1 protein-coding gene and 1 pseudogene are annotated in these 1,440 nt (G+C 57.2%); both read right to left on the bottom strand.

Going from position 1 to position 1,440, the window contains the following annotated elements:
* Nucleotides 1–960 (bottom strand): annotated as a pseudogene (locus LPH68_RS26185) (hypothetical protein); the annotation flags it as partial.
* Between the two features lie 45 nt (nt 961–1,005).
* A partial coding sequence (locus LPH68_RS26180) for a hypothetical protein (protein WP_230297266.1) occupies nt 1,006–1,440 on the bottom strand: 435 nt, incomplete at its 5' end.

Here is a 1,440-nt window from a genome sequence, read left to right as displayed (position 1 = left end):
CAGTCCGGCAAGGTCGCCCGTCTGGAACGACACGCGTTTCGTCTCACCGGCCAGTTCGTACAGGTTGGGGTCAAAGTTCAGTTCCCCGTCACGGAAGTAATAGACGGTGAATTTGTTCCCTTCATCGTCCGTTACCTCCTCGCTGCGTACCGAACTCACCGTACCCACCCGGTGGGGATAAATGTCACTGAAGGCTTCCTGCTCGTAATGGTCATGGATGCCGTATTCATCCACGCCCTGCTCGATGTACTTCTTTCCGCCGGGGAGCATCAGCCTCGGGCTGCCGTATTTCTCTGCATCGATATTGCGGGTCGAACCTACCGGGAACAGGCGGGTGTAGAACTTGGCCGTGTTGCCGGTGTCTCTTTCCAGCGAGGTCAGCCCCTTGCCGTACCCCAGGGCTATCTCTTCCCCGTGTTCGCAGCGGCACACGTTCACCGTCTGCCCCTCAATCCACCATTCCACCTTGCCGCCGGCTTTTTCGGCAATGGCTTTCAGCGCTTCGTCGCAGTACATGCCCTCGTAGTCTATCGTGATCAGCTCCGCACCTTCCACCGTACCCACCTTCCAGTCAGTAATGTGGCCCATGCCGTCATTGATGGCCTTCACCACCATGGCCACATGCTCGCGGGGAGTGGCCGTCAGGGTAAACAGGGGGTTCGTGTCCCCGTCCGTCGTCTCCAGCACCAGGAACCGCTTGATCAAGCTCTCCACGCCGTACAGCTTCAGGTCATAGTCCCACTCGCCCTCGTTCACCTGCTTCGGCGTGTAGCGTTCCGTCAGCCGGTACCGTTCGCCCAGATAGTCCGTGTAGTCGTTCACGTCCAGGACGATATGTTCGTAATGGGAGAAGGAAAGGGAAAGCACATTGTCTCCCTGAACCTCCTTCTGCTGGGTGGAGCTGTCATCCGGAGCGATGTCCGCACGTTTATTGCCGTTTCTGTCATATATGGTCAGCATGTCCGTAATCCTTTTAAATATCGTTTGAACTGCGTTTGAATGTCGTTAAATCACCGGTACCGGCTCGCGGAACTTCACTTTGAACTTCCCGGCATGCACGCCTTCCTTCCACAGGTAGGTCAGCGGGGTGAACTTCGTGCAGTCCGCATATTTGACACGAAGGGTCAGGTCAAGCTGGGGGAAAGAAATATCGAGCCATCCGTTCCGGCCTTTCTTCAGGAAATTCACGAAAGCGAAATACTGCTTCATCCATCCCGACTGTGTCCGGGCGTACAGGGCAAAGTGCAGCGTCACGTCGCGCGCCTCGTTCCTCGGGGTAAGCACGGCGCTGTATTTTTCTCCGTGCTCTTCCCGTATGTCCACGGCCGTGTCCTTTTTCGCCTTGCTCGGGGTCAGGATGGCTGTCAGGTTCTCCATGCCGCCGCGCCGGTCTTCCACCAGGAACACGCCGTATTCCGTCCAGATGTCCGTGCCGTTCAC

Source organism: Bacteroides sp. 1_1_30, from assembly GCF_020982715.1.
Taxonomy (GTDB): Bacteria; Bacteroidota; Bacteroidia; order Bacteroidales; family Bacteroidaceae; genus Bacteroides; species Bacteroides xylanisolvens.
Note: the sequence above shows the minus strand (reverse complement) of the source record. Positions and strands in the feature narration are given on the sequence as shown.